This window comes from Streptomyces sp. SCSIO ZS0520 (assembly GCF_025643355.1).
GTDB lineage: Bacteria > Actinomycetota > Actinomycetes > Streptomycetales > Streptomycetaceae > Streptomyces > Streptomyces physcomitrii.
In genome coordinates, this window is the sequence record NZ_CP092644.1 from 6,720,479 (window position 1) to 6,737,590 (window position 17,112).

16 protein-coding genes are annotated in these 17,112 nt (G+C 72.1%); 8 read left to right on the forward strand and 8 right to left on the reverse strand.

Annotated elements, in window-relative coordinates; genetic code table 11:
* The first annotated feature begins 9 nt into the window (after positions 1 to 9).
* Positions 10 to 531 (forward strand): SixA phosphatase family protein, encoded by a 522-nt coding sequence (locus tag MID12_RS27255; protein ID WP_168537262.1) that lies wholly within the window; start codon positions 10 to 12, stop codon positions 529 to 531.
* 160 nt (positions 532 to 691) lie between these two features.
* On the opposite strand, the gene serB is transcribed toward MID12_RS27255, so the two are convergent.
* A complete protein-coding gene (gene serB / locus MID12_RS27260; RefSeq protein ID WP_263171432.1) occupies positions 692 to 1,897 on the reverse strand; it encodes a phosphoserine phosphatase SerB in 1,206 nt (401 codons plus the stop codon).
* Positions 1,898 to 2,485: 588 nt separating this feature from the next.
* On the opposite strand from serB, the gene MID12_RS27265 reads away from it, so the two are divergent.
* Entirely contained in the window at positions 2,486 to 5,062 is a 2,577-nt protein-coding gene (locus tag MID12_RS27265; RefSeq protein ID WP_186095479.1) for an FHA domain-containing protein, read from the forward strand.
* A gap of 103 nt (positions 5,063 to 5,165) precedes the next feature.
* On the opposite strand, the gene MID12_RS27270 is transcribed toward MID12_RS27265, so the two are convergent.
* From MID12_RS27270 to MID12_RS27280, 3 genes are all read right to left on the reverse strand, one after another.
* A complete protein-coding gene (locus MID12_RS27270; protein WP_107071403.1) occupies positions 5,166 to 5,921 on the reverse strand; it encodes a transglycosylase SLT domain-containing protein in 756 nt (251 codons plus the stop codon).
* 676 nt (positions 5,922 to 6,597) lie between these two features.
* Complete coding sequence (locus MID12_RS27275) at positions 6,598 to 7,641, reverse strand: S-adenosylmethionine:tRNA ribosyltransferase-isomerase (RefSeq protein WP_040254763.1); 1,044 nt, start codon at positions 7,639 to 7,641, stop codon at positions 6,598 to 6,600.
* Complete coding sequence (locus MID12_RS27280) at positions 7,638 to 8,336, reverse strand: SDR family NAD(P)-dependent oxidoreductase (RefSeq protein ID WP_263171436.1); 699 nt, start codon at positions 8,334 to 8,336, stop codon at positions 7,638 to 7,640. The genes MID12_RS27275 and MID12_RS27280 overlap by 4 nt, the downstream gene beginning before the upstream one ends.
* Before the next feature lie 249 nt (positions 8,337 to 8,585).
* Between MID12_RS27280 and MID12_RS27285 the strand changes: the two genes are divergently transcribed.
* Together MID12_RS27285 and MID12_RS27290 are read left to right on the forward strand one after the other, a co-directional pair.
* The gene (locus MID12_RS27285) at positions 8,586 to 9,734 is read left to right on the forward strand and encodes a GAF domain-containing sensor histidine kinase (RefSeq protein ID WP_040254766.1); all 1,149 of its coding nucleotides are present in this window, start codon (positions 8,586 to 8,588) and stop codon (positions 9,732 to 9,734) included.
* A gap of 82 nt (positions 9,735 to 9,816) precedes the next feature.
* On the forward strand, positions 9,817 to 10,449 hold the full coding sequence (locus MID12_RS27290) for a response regulator (protein ID WP_040258394.1): 633 nt from the start codon (positions 9,817 to 9,819) through the stop codon (positions 10,447 to 10,449).
* A gap of 112 nt (positions 10,450 to 10,561) precedes the next feature.
* Here the strand turns inward: MID12_RS27290 and MID12_RS27295 are convergent, their stop codons facing one another.
* Complete coding sequence (locus tag MID12_RS27295; protein WP_263171438.1) at positions 10,562 to 11,350, reverse strand: hypothetical protein; 789 nt, start codon at positions 11,348 to 11,350, stop codon at positions 10,562 to 10,564.
* A 164-nt stretch (positions 11,351 to 11,514) separates the two neighbouring features.
* On the opposite strand from MID12_RS27295, the gene MID12_RS27300 reads away from it, so the two are divergent.
* The 3 genes from MID12_RS27300 (at position 11,515) to MID12_RS27310 (ending at position 13,903) form a co-directional block, all read left to right on the forward strand.
* The gene (locus MID12_RS27300; protein ID WP_040258395.1) at positions 11,515 to 12,306 is read left to right on the forward strand and encodes an ABC transporter ATP-binding protein; all 792 of its coding nucleotides are present in this window, start codon (positions 11,515 to 11,517) and stop codon (positions 12,304 to 12,306) included.
* Positions 12,307 to 12,386: 80 nt separating this feature from the next.
* A complete protein-coding gene (locus MID12_RS27305; protein WP_040254770.1) occupies positions 12,387 to 12,815 on the forward strand; it encodes an NfeD family protein in 429 nt (142 codons plus the stop codon).
* 137 nt (positions 12,816 to 12,952) lie between these two features.
* Positions 12,953 to 13,903 carry an SPFH domain-containing protein gene (locus MID12_RS27310; RefSeq protein WP_040254772.1) on the forward strand — a complete coding sequence of 317 codons (951 nt, stop codon included), beginning with the start codon at positions 12,953 to 12,955 and terminating at the stop codon, positions 13,901 to 13,903.
* Positions 13,904 to 14,023: 120 nt separating this feature from the next.
* Here the strand turns inward: MID12_RS27310 and MID12_RS27315 are convergent, their stop codons facing one another.
* The 3 genes from MID12_RS27315 to MID12_RS27325 all read right to left on the reverse strand — a co-directional run bounded on the left by MID12_RS27315 (position 14,024) and on the right by MID12_RS27325 (position 16,231).
* Positions 14,024 to 14,530, reverse strand: a complete 507-nt coding sequence (locus MID12_RS27315; RefSeq protein WP_040254775.1) for an HNH endonuclease — start codon at positions 14,528 to 14,530, stop codon at positions 14,024 to 14,026.
* A 192-nt stretch (positions 14,531 to 14,722) separates the two neighbouring features.
* Complete coding sequence (locus MID12_RS27320; protein WP_040254778.1) at positions 14,723 to 15,262, reverse strand: YbhB/YbcL family Raf kinase inhibitor-like protein; 540 nt, start codon at positions 15,260 to 15,262, stop codon at positions 14,723 to 14,725.
* A gap of 186 nt (positions 15,263 to 15,448) precedes the next feature.
* Positions 15,449 to 16,231 (reverse strand): sporulation protein, encoded by a 783-nt coding sequence (locus MID12_RS27325; RefSeq protein ID WP_263171439.1) that lies wholly within the window; start codon positions 16,229 to 16,231, stop codon positions 15,449 to 15,451.
* Between the two features lie 145 nt (positions 16,232 to 16,376).
* Between MID12_RS27325 and MID12_RS27330 the strand changes: the two genes are divergently transcribed.
* Positions 16,377 to 17,018, forward strand: coding sequence for a DNA-3-methyladenine glycosylase (locus MID12_RS27330; protein ID WP_263171441.1), 642 nt, complete (start codon positions 16,377 to 16,379; stop codon positions 17,016 to 17,018).
* Positions 17,019 to 17,112 lie beyond the last annotated feature (94 nt).

A 17,112-nucleotide genomic window follows, 5' to 3' on the forward strand; every position in this document is an offset into this window, starting at 1 on the left:
CTGGAGTGCATGAGCGACGCCGAATCCCGCAGGATTGTTCTTGTCCGGCATGCCAAGGCCGACTGGCCACAGGTCTCCGACCACGAACGCCCGCTCGCCGAGCGAGGCCGCAAGGACGCCCCCGTCACCGGCCGGAAACTGGCCGACGCGGACATCGTCCCCGACCTGGTCGTCTGCTCCACGGCGACCCGGACCCGCGAAACCTTCAAGCTCATGGTCCCCGAACTCCCGACCCGTCCGAAGACGGTCTACGAGGAGCGGGTCTACGAGGCCTCCCCGGGGCAGCTGATCGCGCTGCTCGAAGAGACCCCCGACGAGGTGCGCACCCTCGCCCTCGTCGGCCACAACCCGGGTGTGCAGGCCCTCGCCGAGATCCTCGCCGGAGAGTCCGAGCCGGAGGCCGCGAGCCGGATGGCCGCCCGCGGCTTCCCGACCGCCGCCTACGCCGTGCTCACCTTCACCGGCCCCTGGAAGTCCCTCGAACCCGGCGTCGGCACCCTCGTCGACTACTGGGCGCCCGGCGGGGAGTGACCCGCCCCGCCCCACCGCCCCGCAGCGCGCACAGCCCACGGGCCCGGCACCGCACAGGCGGCGCCGGGCCCGGTCGCGTATCGGATCCGTACGCGGGTGGCGTGCCCGTACCCGCCGGGCGCATCGACTGCCGCGGTCCCGCCCGGCGGACCCGCCCCGCTCAGTCGGCGTGGGCGTCGGCCGCCTCGACCTCCTCGCGGGTGACCCCGAGGAGATAGAGCACGGTGTCCAGGAAGGGGACGTTCACCGCGGTGTGGGCGGCCTCGCGGACCACCGGCTTGGCGTTGAAGGCGACCCCGAGCCCGGCGGCGTTCAGCATGTCGAGGTCGTTGGCGCCGTCGCCGATCGCCACCGTCTGCGAGAGCGGCACCCCGGCCTGCTCGGCGAAGCGGCGCAGCAGCCGTGCCTTGCCCGCCCGGTCCACGATCTCCCCGGTGACCCGCCCGGTGAGCTTGCCGTCGACGATCTCCAGGGTGTTGGCCTGCGCGAAGTCGAGACCGAGGCGTTCCTGGAGCGCGTCGGTGACCTGCGTGAAGCCGCCCGAGACGACCCCCACCTGGTAGCCGAGCAGCTTCAGCGTACGGATCAGGGTGCGCGCCCCCGGGGTGAGCCGCACCGCGCTGCGCACCTCGTCCACCACCGAGGCGTCCAGGCCCGCGAGCAGCGCGACCCGGGCGTGCAGCGACTCCGCGAAGTCCAGCTCGCCGCGCATGGCCGCGGCGGTCACCTCGGCGACCTTGTCCTCGCAGCCCGCGTGCGCGGCGAAGAGCTCGATCACCTCGTCCTGGATGAGGGTGGAGTCGACGTCCATCACCACCAGACGCTGCGCCCTGCGGTGCAGCCCCGCCGAGACCACGGCCACGTCCACGCCGAGCGCGGCGGCCTCCGGGGCGAGCGTGCTGCGCAGGGTCGCGGTGTCGGTGCCCGAGACCGCGAACTCCACGGCGGTCACCGGGTACTTGGCGAGGCGGAAGATGCGGTCGATATTGGCGCCGCTCTCGCTGATGCGTGCCGTTATGGCGGCGGTGGACTTCGCGGTCAGCGGGTGCCCGAGGACGGTGACATGGGAGCGCCCGAGGCCGCGCGGGCGGTTGTCGCCGGTGCCGGAGATGATCTCGGCCTGGACCCGGCGGGTCTCCGCCCAGTGGTGCACGGTGGCCCGCAGATCGCCCTCGGCCCCGGCGGGCGGCTGGGTGACCAGGGCGCACAGGACCATCCGGCCCCGGGTGACGACCTGCTCCAGGTCGATCACGTCCACGGAGTAGGCGGCGAGGGTCTCGAACAGTCCCGCCGTGAGCCCCGGCTGGTCCTTGCCGAAGATCTTGACGAGAAGCGTGGGGGCGTCGGGATTCTGCGAAGCGCTCATGGTGCTCCCACCGTATCCGCCGCCCGGGACGGCGCGCGGCGGCGGTCCGAGGACCGGACAGCGCCGGTCACCGGTACCGCCCATGAGGTCCCGGGGCGGCCCGATCATGGCCGGAGCCCGCCTTGCGGAGGAGGCCGGCACCCCACTCACCGATCAGCCGGAGCGGCGCCGCCCGGGCCGCCGCTCCCGCCGCCCGGCGTGCGCCCGCCGGTCCCGCCGCGCCCGCACACGTCACGACCTCGTCACGATCGACCAGCCCTTCCGAGGCTCCGAAAGCGCCCGGATGTACCGGCCACGGAAAAAAGGAGAGCGGTGGACGCGCGTCAACTGCCGCCTATTCGCGCCTCTTGCCCGAAGTAGCGGCAATTCGGCTCCCTGCGAGGCCGCTTACCACCGACCGGGGTGGTTTTGCACTGGCCGAGGTCAAACCGCGACACCTTCGTGCGCAGTCTTCACAAGGCCCGGCTTTCGGTCAGGGGCCGGAGCCTGAAATAGTTCCTCACGATGTTCGCCAACCCTGGCTCCCCGTGACGGGGGCATCACGGGGGACAAATCAGTGGGGCTGGAGTGCCGGAACTCGTACTGGAATTGAACGGAAGGACCTGGACGCTCGACCCGTCCAGGCCGTACACCCTCGGCCGCGATCCGCAGGGTGACATCGCGCTGGACGACGCGCGGGTCTCGTGGCGGCACGCCACGATCAGCTTCAACGGGCGCAGTTGGGTCCTGGAGGACCACGGCAGCACCAATGGCACCTTCGTGCAGGGCCAGCGCGTGCAGCAGTGGGAGCTCGGCCCCGGCAGCGTGGTGAACCTCGGCAACGCCAACGACGGCCCGCGGCTGACCACGGGGGCCGCCGCGCCGCAGCAGGCCCAGCAGCAGGCGCAGCCGCAGCAGGCCTACCAGCAGCAGGCCGGGGGCTGGGCCCAGCAGGCGCCGCAGCAGGCTCCGCCCCAGCAGCAGCCGCAGCAGGGAGGCTGGCAACAGCAGCAGCACCAGCAACCCCCGCAGCAGCAGGGAGGCTGGCAGCAGCCGCAGCACCAGCAGCAGGCCCCGGCTCCGCAGCAGCACGCGCAGCCGCAGGTCCCGCAGCAGCAGGGCCCCGGTCAGGGCGCCGGCAAGCAGGGGGGCGGGCCGTCCGCGCAGGGCAGCCCGACGACGTTCCACCAGCTCGCCCTCGGCCGCAAGATGCGCATCGGCCGCGCCCTGGAGAACGAGCTCGTCGTCTCCGACCTCCAGGTCTCGCGCCTGCACGCCGAGTTCACGGCGACGCCGGACGGCCGCTTCGAGATCCGCGACCTCGGCTCCCACAACGGCACGTACATCAACGGCCAGCCGATGGCGAAGTCGAGCACCGCCCTGCTCGGCCCGAACGACGTCGTCGGCGTCGGCCACTCGACCTTCCGCCTGGTCGGCGGGCAGCTCGAAGAGGTCGTCGACACCGGTGAGGTCTCCTTCTCGGCCCGCCACCTGACCGTCACGGTCGACGGCGGCAAGCAGATCCTCAAGGACGTCTCCTTCGGCGTACCGGAGAAGTCCCTGGTCGCGGTCATCGGCCCGTCCGGATCCGGGAAGTCGACCCTGCTCAAGGCGCTCACCGGCTACCGCCCCGCCAACCAGGGCGAGGTCCTCTACGACAACCGCAACCTCTACAAGCAGTTCGCCGAACTGCGCCAGCGCATCGGCCTGGTCCCGCAGGACGACATCCTGCACAAGGAGCTGACCGTCCAGAAGGCGCTGCGGTACGCGGCCAAGCTCCGCTTCCCCGGCGACACCGCCGAGGCCGAGCGCGAGGCCCGGATCGACGAGGTGCTCGGCGAGCTGAAGCTCGACATCCACAAGGAGAAGAAGGTCACCGCCCTCTCCGGCGGCCAGCGCAAGCGCGTCTCGGTCGCCCTGGAGCTGCTGACCAAGCCCTCCCTGATCTTCCTGGACGAGCCGACCTCGGGCCTCGACCCGGGCATGGACCGCGACGTCATGCAGCTGCTGCGCGGCCTCGCCGACGACGGCCGCACCGTCCTGGTCGTCACCCACTCGGTGGCCGAGCTGGCGATCTGCGACAAGCTCCTGGTCATGGCGCCCGGCGGCTCCGTCGCCTACTTCGGCCCGCCCGAGGAGGCGCTCAACTTCTTCGGCTACGACACCTGGGCCGACGTCTTCTCCGCCTTCGAGAACTACCGCGACTACGACTGGTCCGGCCGCTGGCGCGGTTCGCAGCACTACCGGATGTACGCCGCGGACATCGACGCGGTCGCGCCCCCGCAGCCCGCCTACATCCAGCCCCAGCAGGTCAGGACCCAGAAGCAGCAGACCTGGGGCTCCCAGCTGTGGACCCTGGTGCGCCGCTATGTCTCGGTCATCGCCTCCGACCCCGGCTTCATCGGCCTGATGGTGGTCCTGCCGGTGGTCCTCGGCGTGGTCAGCGTGGTCATCCCCTCGGACTACGGCCTGGTCAAGCCGGATCCGACCAAGGGCGACAAGGACACGTACAACAGCAGTGCCGGCATGATCATGATGATCCTGGTGGTCGGCATGTGCTTCTCGGGAGCGGCCAACTCGGTCCGCGAACTCATCAAGGAACGGGTCATCTACGAGCGCGAACGCGCCGTCGGCCTGTCCCGCTCGGCCTATCTGATGTCCAAGGTGATCGTGCTCGGGGTGATCACCGCCTTCCAGGGCGTGATCATCTGCGCGATCGGCTTCTCGGTGCGCGAGCTGCCCGAGGAGGGACTGCTGATGCCGCCGGCCGCCGAGCTGTGCCTGGCGATCATCGCCATCGGCTTCACCTCGATGATGTTCGGCCTGGTGATCTCCGCCCTGGTGAAGACCGCCGAGAAGACCATGCCGCTGCTCGTGATGTTCGCGATCGTCCAGCTCGTCTTCACCGGCACGCTCTTCCAGATCTACGGCAAGCTCGGCCTGGAGCAGCTGGCCTGGCTGATGCCCTCCCGCTGGGCGCTCGCCGCGGCGGGCAGCACCCTGGACCTCTCGCATGTGATGACGCCCTGGGACCTCAGCGACAAGGACAACCTCGACCCGCTGTGGGAGGCCACGGCCGGGCAGTGGACCATCAACATGCTGGCCATGGTGGTCATCGCCCTCGCCTGCGGCTTCGCCGTGCAGCGCCTGCTGCGCCGCCACGAGCCCGAGGTCATGCGCAACTAGCCGGTACGGGCCGCCACGGGTCCGCATGCCGTACGCCGGAGGGCGGCACCCCGCACAGGGTGCCGCCCTCCGGCGTATGCGCGTACCGCCTCGGCGGCCGGGCTCAGTAGGCGCTGTTCACGTTGTCCATCGAGCCGTACCGGTCGGCCGCGTAGTTGCAGGCGGCGGTGATGTTGGCGACCGGGTCGTAGATGTCCCAGGAGGTGCCCTCGACGTGGTACGCCTGGAAGGTCGGCGGGATCACCTGGAGCAGGCCCTTGGAGGGGACGCCGTTGATGGCGTTGATGTCCCAGTTGTTGATGGCCTGGGGGTCACCGGCGGACTCGCGGATGATGTTGCGGTGGATGCCCTCGTAGGAGCCGGGGATGCCCTTCTCCTTCATGACCGCGAGGGCCTCGCGGATCCAGCCGTCCAGGTTGTTCGCGTAGACCGGCTTGCGCGCCACGGAACGGTTGGCGGCGGGCTTCGCCTTGCGGTCGGCCTTGGCTTTCGCCTCGGCCTTCTTCTTCGCCTCGGCCTTGGCCTCGGCCGCGGCGGCCGCCTTCGCCGCGGCGGCCTTCTTCGCCTTCGCCGCCTGCTCGGCCTTCAGCTTGGCCTCGGCGTCCTTGGCCCGCTGGTCGGCCTGCGCCAGCTGGTCGGTGATGCCGGCGTGCACATCCTTGATCTGCCGCTCGCCGGTCGCGCTGGTGACGGCCACCGGGGCGGCGGACACGTCCTCGGTCTCGGCCCCGGAGTCGTTCGGGGCCAGCGAGAGGGCGAGGGCGGCCGCGCCGAGGGTGGCGACACCGGCGACCCCGTACTTCTTGTGGGTCCGGGTGAGCGGCTTGCGTAGACCGGGAATCGTCATGTTCTTGCGCATGGCAGTAGTGACCTCTTCGAATAGCGGAGGTCGCTCCGGGGCCTTTCGTTCGGATCGGGCTGGGCTCGCGGTGGCCGGTGCGCACATCTGCGGCGTTGTCGTCGGTTGCCGACGCTCCGCGTCGACGCCCTCCTCCGCCTTGCAGCTGCACGCACCGGCCACCGCTCCCTGATCCAGTCCGATCCAAAGGAAAGGCCCTGGTTCCGGCGGGGACAGATGTTTCCGGCACCAACGCCGCGGGTAGACAGCCGCAGCGCCGAGCGACGGGGTAATTCTTAGCGGTCGCAAAAATTTGTGGCAAAGGTGTGACGTACGAACGGCCTTAGTGGATCAGGGGTCCGAGGTGTCCCTTTTGAACGGGCATGGGAGCCGCTTTCCGGTCCTTTTTGTCTCCACTAGCCGACTTCGTACGTGACCTGGATCCTATGCCGGGCGTCACAGGCGGGGGCGGCCATTCTTGCGCTTTGTTGCTGCGGCAATTCGCTCCGTGAGGGAATTCCGCGATGCCGCAGGACACCTTCCGTCCCTTTTCTCCCGAAATTGCGAGATGGTGCTCGCCATGGGCCCGCGGCTTTCCGGCGGGGCCGGTGGGGCGCCCCCTCCACGGCGGCGCCGGAGCCCGCGAAGGACCCCGGCGCCGCCCGCGTCCCGGGCGGGAGAGCCGCCCGCTCCCCGCTCAGGGGAACAGCAGGTGGCTGTCGCCGAACTCGTGCCAGAGGTAGCGCTCGCGCAGCGCGGCCGCGTAGGCGCCGCGCAGCGCCGGGGCCCCCGCGATCGCCTCCAGCATCAGCAGATGCGAGGCCTCCGGCTCGTGCATCCCGGTCAGCAGCCCGTCCACCGCCCGCACCCCGCGCCCCGGCGTCACCACCAGCGGCGTCCACCCGTGCAACGCCCGCACCAGACCGTCCGGACCCACCGCGGACTCCACCGCCCGCACGGCCGTGGTCCCGACCGCGACCACCCGGCCGCCCCGCTCCCGCCGCGCCGCGTTGATCAGCCGGGCCGAGGCCCCGCTCACCTCGAACCGCTCCGGATACGGCGGCTCCTGGACCTCCGCCGAAGCCACCCCGGTGTCCAGGCGCACCGGCGCGAACTGCACCCCGCGGCTCACCAGCTCCGCCACCAGCGGCGCGGTGAACGGCCGGGCCGCGCTCGGCATCTCCGCGCTCCCCGTGCCGTCCGCCGCGGGCAGCGAGAAGACGCTCTGGTACGCGGACAGCGGCTGGTCCCGCGCGGTGTACCCGTACCGGATCGGGCGCCCGTGCACCCGCAGCAGCGCCGGGACCCCCGCCCCGCGCAGCCGCGCCCACCGCAGCCGCCCGCCCGCCGGGTCGAGCGGCTCCTCCAGGGCCAGCAGCGCCCCGCCGGGCAGCCGTACCCGCGCGGGCCCGGGACCGGGACGCCTGCGGGTCGCGCCCGTGCCGTCCGGCTCCCTGATCTCCACCGCCCAGCGCCCGTCGTCCCCGCGGGTGGAGAAGTGCACCACCACCGCCTCCCCGTCGGCCCGGCCGTCCACCGCGGCGGCCAGCGTGGGGGAGGTGTTGACCACCAGGACGTCCCCGCGGCGCAGCAGCCCCGGCAGCTCGGCGAACCGGTGGTGCGTCACCCGGGTGCCGTACGAGACGAGCAGCCGCACCGAACCCTGGTCGCGGCCCGGGCCGCGCTGCTCGGCCGGGATCCGGGCGGACAGCTCCTCGGGGACGCGCAGGCCGAGGCTCATGACCGCTCCAGGAGCGCGGGGGCCGCGTACCGGCCGCTCGGCGGGCGCGCGTCGAGCAGCCGCAGCAGGGCCGGCACCACCGCGGCGGGCAGCGGGCGCCCGCTGTCGTCGTCCAGCGGGACCGCCGCCCGGTACAGCTCGGTGCGCATGTCACCGGGGTCCACCGCCCAGACCCTGAGGCCCGGCTCCTCGACGGCGAGCACCGCGAGGAGCTGGTCGAGGGCCGCCTTGGAGGAGCCGTAGCCGCCCCAGGTCCCGTAGGCCTCGACCGCCGCGTCCGAGCTGATGCCGAGGACCGCTCCGGCCGGGGCGGACCGCAGCAGCCCGAGCGACTCCTGGACCAGGCCCAGCGCCGCCACCACATTGGTCTCCAGGGCCTCCCGCAGCCCGTCGAGGGGGTGCCGGGCCAGCGGGACCAGGGGCGCGGCCCCGAGCGCGCTGGCATTGGCGGCCAGCAGATCGAGACCGCCGAGCGCCCACGCCTCGGCCACCAGCGCCGCCCGGTGCTCCGGGTCGGTCACCGAGCCGGGCAGCGCCCGCACCCGGGTGCCCGGCGCGGACAACCGCCGCGCCGCCGCCTCCAGTACCGCCGCGTCCCGCGCGTCCACCACCAGGTCCCAGCCGCGCTCGGCCAGCGCGGTGCCCAGCGCGAGGCCCAGTCCCTTCGAGGCTCCTGTGACGAGTGCCACCGGCATGATCGTGCTCCTCTTCTCCGGCCGACTGCTCCGGTTCCTCCGCGTTCCGGTTCCGCTTCCTGCCTCCGGACGCTAGGAACCCGCCGCCCCCCGCCGCCTCGGCCGCGGGGCGGGAGCCCACCCGGGCGTTCGCCCTACACCGCCGGGCGCAGGGACCGTCCCGGGGCCGGAGGCCTAGGCCGCAGGTCGCAGGCCTCGGCCGCCACACGTCCGATACGCACGGTCACCGGGCGCCGGTACGGTGAGGCCATGAGCAACGCCCCCCGCTCGGGCCTGTCCGCGGTCAGCTCCGCGCTGCTCGCCATGAGCCGCCACCTGGAGGTCCGCGACGTCCTCAAGACGATCACGGCCTCGGCCAGGGAGCTGCTCGACGCCGAGTACGCGGCCCTCGGCGTCCCCGACGACCACGGCGGCTTCGCCCAGTTCGTGGTGGACGGGGTCAGCGACGAGCAGTGGCGCGCCATCGGCCCGCTGCCGCGCCAGCACGGGGTGCTCGCGGCCATGCTCCGGGACGCCCGGCGCGAGCGCCTCGACGATGTGCGCAAGGACCCCCGCTTCGGCGGCTGGCCCGCCGCGCACCCCGACATGAGCGACTTCCTCGGGCTGCCCATCAAGGACGGCGAGGAGATCATCGGCGCCCTCTTCCTCGCCAACAAGAAGAAGAGCCCCGCGCCGGGCGCCGACTGCGGCTTCACCGAGGACGACGAGGAACTCCTCGCGATCCTCGCCCAGCACGCCGCCATCGCCCTGACCAACGCCCGCCTCTACGAACGCAGCCGCGAGCTGACCATCGTCGAGGAGCGCTCCCGGCTCGCCCACGACCTGCACGACGCGGTGAGCCAGAAGCTCTTCTCGCTGCGCCTGACCGCGCAGGCCGCCGCCGCCCTCGTCGACCGCGACCCCTCCCGCGCCAAGGGCGAACTCCAGCAGGTGGCCGCGCTCGCCGCCGAGGCCGCCGACGAACTGCGCGCCGCCGTCGTGGAGTTGCGTCCCGCGGCCCTCGACGAGGACGGCCTCGTCGCCACCCTGCGCACCCAGATCCGCGTCCTGGACCGCGCGCACAGCGCCGAGGTCACCTTCGACGGCACCGGCGTCCGCGCGCTGCCCGCCGCCCAGGAGGAGGCCATGCTCCGGGTGGCCCAGGAAGCCCTGCACAACGCCCTGCGGCACTCCGGGGCCACCCGCGTCGACGTCACCCTCAGACGCCGCGGCGCGGGCACCGCCCTGCGGGTCACCGACGACGGCAAGGGCTTCGACCCCCGGGCCGTACGCCGTGCCGGACGCCACCTCGGACTGGTCTCCATGCGCGACCGGGCCCGCGGGGTCGGCGGAAGGCTCACGGTCCACTCCACGCCCGGCGAGGGCACCACGATCGACATGGAGGTCCCCGGTGGCTGAGCACACTGAGACCACGCCGCCCCCGGCCGAAGGACCGGACCCCGGTCGCGAGCCCGCCCGGCGCACCCCGGACGACCGCCGGATCCGCGTGCTCCTCGTCGACGACCACCAGGTCGTACGCCGGGGCCTGCGCACCTTCCTGGAGGTCCAGGACGATATCGAGGTGGTGGGGGAGGCCTCGGACGGCGAGGAGGGGGTCGACCAGACCGAGCGGCTGCGCCCCGACGTGGTCCTGATGGACGTGAAGATGCCCGGCATGGACGGCGTCGCCGCCCTGCGGCGGCTGCGCGAACTCGCCAACCCCGCCCGGGTGCTGATCGTCACCAGCTTCACCGAGCAGCGCACCGTCGTCCCCGCCCTGCGCGCGGGCGCCGCCGGATACGTCTACAAGGACGTCGACCCCGAGGCGCTGGCCGGGGCCATCCGCTCCGTGCACGCCGGGCACGTACTGCTCCAGCCCGAGGTCGCCGGGGCGCTGCTCTCCGAGGACGAACCGGGCGGCGGGACGAGCGGCCGGGCCGGGGCCCTGACCGAGCGCGAGCGCGAGGTGCTCTCGCTGATCGCGGACGGCCGCTCCAACCGGGAGATCGCCCGCGCCCTGGTCCTCTCCGAGAAGACCGTCAAGACGCACGTCTCCAACATCCTGATGAAACTGGACCTCGCCGACCGCACCCAGGCCGCCCTGTGGGCGGTCCGCCACGGCGTCACCGGCTGAGCCCGCGCGGCCGGTCCCCGCGTGAACAGACGCGGGCCCACGACCCTCGCGTGTGAACAGACGCGGGCCCACGACCCCCGCGCGTGAACAGGCGCGGGCGCACGCCCCCAGCTCAGCGGACGCCGCGCTCGCTCTCCTCCACATACGCGTTGTACGCGGCGACCTGGGCCCGCCGCGCCGTGCGCTCCACCGGCCGCAGCGCCCGCGACCGCGCATCCATCGCGGAGGCGCTGACGGCGGCGCCGGGGCCGTGCTCCTCGGCCATGTCGATCAGCAGCGCCACCCGCTGGGCCAGCTCCAACACCCGTACCGCGCGCGGCGGATAGCCCGGCGCGAGCAGCTCCCGGCCGCGCTCGGCGCGCGCCCGGTAGGCGTCGACGGCCGCTTCGGCCACCGGCCCCGAGCCCGCCACGTCCAGTTGCGCCAGGGTCTCGGTGGCCTCCCTGAGGGCCTGGGCCAGCTCGCGCTCGGCCTCGCCGAGGGAGGGCACATCGGCGGGCGGCGCCTGCCTGACCTCCAGGCAGTGCCAGACCACCTCGGTGGACAGTCCCTCCACCGGCCCGGCCTCGTACACATCGGGCACCAGGCCGAGCGCGGCGCCGTGGCAGACCACGGCCTCCTCCGCCTCCAGGGCACGGGCGTTGAAGTCGGGCGGCCCGCTGAGGCCGAGCGGATGCCCCGGCGCGGGCAGCGCCACCCGCAGCCCGCGCACCCCGAGCGCCCGCAGCCGCCCGAGCGCCAGCGTCAGCCCGACCTGGCCGCTCTCCCCGGGCAGCCCCGCCACCCGGTGCACCGCGTCCTCGGCGACCACGGCCGCCACCGCGTCGTCGGGCGAGACCAGGCCGGCGAGGAGCGCGTTGCCCCACGCGGCGAGCCGGCCGGAGCGTGGTTCGAAGAACATGCCCCTCAGCCTACGGGCCCCGCGGGCCCGCCCGAGGCGCCACCGGGCACCCCCGGGGCGACCTCGGGGACCGGGCCCCGGCACGGGTGGCGTAGGTTTTCCCTGGGGAACGCGTGCACACAGGCGGACGCGAGGACGAGACTGCAATGGGAGACAACGCGCTCATGAGCGATGTACTGGAGCTGGAGGACGTTTCCGTGGTCCGCGAGGGCCGTGCTCTGGTGGACCAGGTCTCCTGGTCGGTCAAGGAGGGCGAGCGCTGGATCATCCTCGGACCCAACGGCGCGGGCAAGACCACCCTCCTCAACATCGCCTCCAGCTACCTCTTCCCGAGCAGCGGCGGCGTGAGCATCCTCGGCGACCGGCTCGGCAAGGTCGACGTCTTCGAGCTGCGCCCGCGCATCGGCATGGCGGGCATCGCCCTCGCCGAGAAGCTGCCCAAGCGCCAGACCGTGCTGCAGACCGTCCTCACCGCCGCCTACGGCATGACCGCGAGCTGGCAGGAGTCCTACGAGGACGTCGACGAGCAGCGCGCCCGCGCCTTCCTCGACCGGCTCGGCATGAGCGAGTACCTCGACCGCCGCTTCGGCACCCTCTCCGAGGGCGAGCGCAAGCGCACCCTGATCGCCCGCGCCCTGATGACCGACCCCGAGCTGCTGCTGCTCGACGAGCCCGCCGCCGGACTCGACCTCGGCGGCCGCGAGGACCTCGTACGCCGCCTCGGCCGCCTCGCCCGCGACCCGCTCGCCCCCTCCATGATCATGGTGACCCACCATGTCGAGGAGATCGCCCCCGGCTTCACCCACGTCCTGATGATCCGCCAGGGCAAGGTGCTCGCCGCGGGCCCCCTCGAACTCGAACTCACCTCGCGCAACCTGTCGTTGTGCTTCGGGCTGCCGCTCCTGGTCGAGCAGTCCGGCGACCGCTGGACCGCCCGCGGCCTGCCGATGAGCTGACGCCCCGCCAAGTCCACCGCCGTACACGGAAGTTGATCGCACCCTGTCGCGGGAGCAACCGGTCGACCTACCATGAACCGGTGGACATAGACGCGTGGGTGTGGTGGCTCATAGGTGCGGCGGCGCTCGGTATCCCGCTGGTGATCACCGCGATGCCGGAGTTCGGGATGTTCTCCGTCGGCGCCGTGGCCGCCGCGATCACGGCCGGGGCCGGCGGCGGAGCCGTGGCGCAGGTCCTGGTCTTCGTGATCGTCTCGGTGGCGCTGATCGCGCTGGTCAGACCGCTGGCCGCGCGCAGCCGCCGACGGCAGCCCGAACACACCAGCGGCGTCGAGGCGTTGAAGGGAAAACAGGCCATCGTCCTGGAGCGCGTCGACCGCCACGGTGGCCGGATCAAGCTGTCCGGCGAGGTCTGGTCCGCCCGCTCGCTCGATTCGGGGCAGACTTACGAGGCCGGTGAGGAAGTCGACGTCGTGGACATCGAGGGTGCGACCGCCATCGTCATGTGACGGGACGTGAACGGAACACCGGGCAAGCCGAGTTGCTCTCTGACAGACTCGACCAGCAAGATCTTCGGTACGGTCCGCACGGTCCGTACGGGCGGTCTTCCGCGAACCTCTAGGCACGAAGGGTACGGGCATCCACGATGGAACCGATCATCATCGTCCTGATCATTCTGGTGGTGCTGGTCTTCATCGCCCTGATCAAGACGATCCAGGTCATCCCGCAGGCCAGCGCCGCGATCGTCGAACGCTTCGGGCGCTACACCCGCACCCTGAACGCGGGACTCAACATCGTCGTCCCGTTCATCGACTCGATCCGCAACCGGATCGACCTGCGAGAACAGGTCGTCCCCTTCCCGCCCCAGCCGGTGATCACCCAGGACAACCTGGTCGTCAACATCGACACGGTCATCTACTACCAGGTCACCGACGCCCGCGCCGCGACCTACGAGGTCGCCAGCTACATCCAGGCCATCGAACAGCTCACCGTCACCACGCTGCGGAACATCATCGGCGGCATGGACCTGGAGCGCACCCTGACCTCCCGCGAGGAGATCAACGCGGCCCTGCGCGGCGTCCTCGACGAGGCCACCGGCAAGTGGGGCATCCGCGTCAACCGCGTCGAGCTGAAGGCGATCGAGCCGCCCACCTCCATCCAGGACTCGATGGAGAAGCAGATGCGCGCCGACCGCGACAAGCGCGCCGCGATCCTCCAGGCCGAAGGTGTCCGGCAGTCCGAGATCCTGCGCGCCGAAGGCGAGAAGCAGTCGGCCATCCTGCGCGCCGAGGGTGAGGCCAAGGCCGCCGCCCTGCGCGCGGAGGGCGAGGCCCAGGCCATCCGTACGGTCTTCGAGTCCATCCACGCCGGCGACCCGGACCAGAAGCTGCTCTCCTACCAGTACCTCCAGATGCTCCCGAAGATCGCCGAGGGCGACGCCAACAAGCTCTGGATCGTGCCCAGCGAGATCGGCGACGCCCTCAAGGGACTCTCCGGCGCCATCGGCAACTTCGGCCCCATGGGCGGCGGTTCGCCCAGCGTGCCGTCCCCGTCCCCGAGCGGCTCGGACCGCCTGGAGAAGCCTTCGATCGACTGAGGCCCCGCCGAGCTGGAGCCCTCCACCGAGGCCCGCGACCGCATACACGGGAAGGCGCCCGCCCCCTCAGGGGACGGGCGCCTTCCCGTATCCGCACTCTCCGGCGGCCCAACCGGCCTCTCAGGCCGCCGACGTGGACAGCCACCCCGGCAGCGACTCCAGGTGGTCCTGCGCCAGCGTCAGCAGCATGGCGTCCGCCGGAGTCGGCTCGAAGGGCTGGCGAAGCAGCGGCATGCCCGCCTGCTCCGGAGTCCGGTTCGCCTTGCGGTGGTTGTCCTCCGCGCAGGAGGCCACCGTGTTCAGCCAGGCGTCCGCGCCGCCCTGCGAACGCGGCACCACATGGTCGACGGTGGTCGCCCGCCGCCCGCAGTACGCGCACCGGTGCCGGTCACGCACCAGCACACCCCGCCGCGACCACGGAGCCTGTCTTCGGAAGGGCACCCGTACGTACCGGCACAGCCGGATCACCCGCGGCACCGGCAGATCGACGGCCGCGCCGCGCATACGGAGGGCGGGGTGGGCCTGCTCCACCACGGCCTTGTCCTGGAGCACCAGAACGACGGCCCGGTTCAACGTCACCGTCGACAACGGCTCGAAGCTCGCATTCAGCACCAGCGTGTCACGCATCCCGCCCACCTCCCATGTGCACAGGCCCGTCCCCCCCGGTCGGCGAGCGGGCCGGGATCAACTCTGGCCGGGGACGCCGGGATGGACAACGCAATATCCGGGCGCCCGGGCAGTGCGGCGGTCCCGGTGCAAAAAGACTGCCCGCCCCCGGTCAGGTCCAAGACTGGGGGCGGGCAACGGTCCGGTGACGGCTCAGCCGCCGGCGGGTGCCGCGTACTCGCCGAGCAGCTGCGCCCGGGCGAGGGTGTGGAAGCGGAGGTTGAAGCCCACGAAGGCGGGCGAGCCCGTGGCGTCGGGACCCAGCTTCTCCTGGTCCACCGCGTACACGGTGAAGACATAGCGGTGCGCGGGGTCGCCCGCGGGCGGGGCGGCACCCCCGAAGTCGTGGGTGCCGTAGTCGTTGCGCACCTGCACGGCGCCCTCGGGCAGGCCCGCGAAGGAGCCGGTGCCCGCGCCCACCGGCAGCTCCGTCACCGAGACCGGGATGTCGAAGACGGTCCAGTGCCAGAAGCCGCTGCCGGTCGGCGCGTCCGGGTCGAAGCAGGTCACCGCGAAGCTCTTGGTCTCCGCCGGGAAGCCCTCCCAGCGCAGATGCGGCGAGGTGTTCCCGGCCGCGTAGACCTGATCGTCCTTGAGCGTGCCACCCGGCGCCAGATCGTCGCTCACCACGGTGAACGCGGGCACCTCGGGGTGGAAGTCATGGGGAAGGGGCGGCCTGTTGAGCTCGGTCACTTCTCGCACCTCACTGATCGGCAAACACTCTGCGGGCCGAGCCTAGAGGGTCGCGCGCCCGCCGTGCCCGCGGCAGGCGGTCCGCAGGGGGAGCCGGGCGTACGGGAGTCCGGACAGCGCTCGGCCCACGGCACAGGACTCGCTGCGTGCCGTGGGCCGGGGCTCACGCGGTGGACCGCGGTGAGGTCAGAGCCAGTTGCGGCGGCTGCCGACCTCGGAGAGCCACTGGTTGAGGTAGGCGGTCCAGTCGGTCGCCTGGTAGTCGTGCAGCCCCACCTTGAAGGAGCGGAAGGTGTCGCTGCTCTCGCTGAACAGGCCCGGCTTCTTGTCCATCTCCAGGACGACGTCCATCTCCCGGTCGTCGGCGACGAAGCTCAGCTCCACCTGGTTCAGCCCGCGGTACTGCTGCGGCGGGAAGAACTCGATCTCCTGGTAGAAGGGCAGCTTCTGCCGGGTGCCGCGGATGTGCCCGCGCTCCATGTCCGCGCTCTTGAAGCGGAAACCGAGCTGGATGAAGGCGTCCAGGATGGCCTGCTGGGCGGGCAGCGGGTGGACGTCCACCGGGTCCAGGTCGGTGGAGTCCACGGCACGGGCGATCTCCAGCTCCGTGCTCACCCCGATGTTCATGCCGCGCAGCTGCTGCCCGTCGATGCTGGTGATCGGCGTCTCCCAGGGGATCTCCAGGGCGAACGGCACCGCGTGCACCGCGTTCTCGGCCAGCGTGAAGGCCCCGCCGAGCCGCACCTTGGTGAACTCGATGTCCTGCTTGTACTCCTGGTCGTTGCCCTCGACCTCGACCCGCGCCTGCAGGCCGACCGACAGCCCCTCGATCTCCTGGCTGACCGAGCCGCCCTGGATCCGCACCTCGCCCTGGACCACACCGCCGGGCACCACGTTCGCCTCGGTCAGCACCGTCTCGACCGAGGCCCCGCCGGCACCCAGACTCGCCAGCAGCTTCTTGAACCCCATGTTTCTCCTCCCCAGGCCCAGCCTGTGGTGACGACTCAATCCTCGAAACCCTAGAACGCGATACGGGCCCGGGCGGTTCCGCTCCACCGGCCGCCGGTTCCGTGCCCCGAGGGCCGCCGCGGAGCCGGGGTTAGGCTTGGGCGCCATGATCGTGGCCCCCGACCGTACGCCCCTCAGCCGTGACTTCTTCGACCGCCCCGTCCTGGAGGTCGCCCCCGACCTGCTCGGGCGGACCCTCGTCCGCACCGCGCCGGAGGGCACGATCGAGCTCCGCCTCACCGAGGTCGAGGCCTACGCGGGTGAGATCGACCCCGGCTCCCACGCCTTCCGCGGCCGGACCGCCAGGAACGCGGTGATGTTCGGCCCGCCCGGACACGCGTACGTCTACTTCACCTACGGCATGTGGCACTGCCTCAACCTGGTCTGCGGCGAGGAGGGCATGGCCAGCGGGGTGCTGCTGCGCGCCGGGGAGATCCTCAGTGGGACCGAAGCCGCTCGTAAACGGCGACTCTCGGCCCGCAATGACAAGGAACTGGCCAAAGGCCCCGCCCGGCTCGCCACCGCCCTCGATGTCGACCGCCTGCTCGACGGCGCCGATGTCTGCGCCTCCACCGAGGCGCCCCTGTCCGTCCTCGCGGGTACGCCCACACCCTCCGACCTGGTACGTACGGGGCCCCGGACCGGGGTGGCGGGTGAAGGGGGCGTGCACCCCTGGCGGTTCTGGGTCGACGGGGACCCGACCGTCAGCCCCTACCGCGCACACGCCCCGCGTAAACGCCGAACTTGACCCGGCCTTCGCAGCCCCGTAATGTACTCCGAGCCGCTTGAACCGGTCCGGCAGTCAGCCGACCACCGGGAGCGGCGAACCCACTCACTAGGCA